Source organism: Streptomyces exfoliatus, assembly GCF_000725545.1.
Classification (GTDB): Bacteria; Actinomycetota; Actinomycetes; order Streptomycetales; family Streptomycetaceae; genus Streptomyces; species Streptomyces exfoliatus.
Window position 1 is genome coordinate 1 of record NZ_JNZP01000114.1, and the last position, 270, is coordinate 270.

A 270-nucleotide genomic window follows, 5' to 3' on the forward strand; every position below is an offset into this window, starting at 1 on the left:
AGGCCGGATGTGGAAGCCCAGTAATGGGTGGAGCTGACCGGTACTAATAGGCCGAGGGCTTGTCCTCAGTTGCTCGCGTCCACTGTGTTAGTTCTGAAGCAACGAACAGTTGCTGGTTTCTAGAGCTAGAACATAACTACAAAGTGTGCTTGTTCGCTCGAAACCGATAGGGTTTCGGTGGTCATAGCGTTAGGGAAACGCCCGGTTACATTCCGAACCCGGAAGCTAAGCCTTTCAGCGCCGATGGTACTGCAGGGGGGACCCTGTGGG

Annotated in this window: 1 rRNA gene; it reads left to right on the forward strand. The window is 54.4% G+C overall.

From position 1 onward, the window contains the following. Positions 1-173 precede the first annotated feature (173 nt). Positions 174-270: ribosomal RNA gene (gene rrf, locus IO20_RS37975) — 5S ribosomal RNA — on the forward strand; the annotation flags it as partial.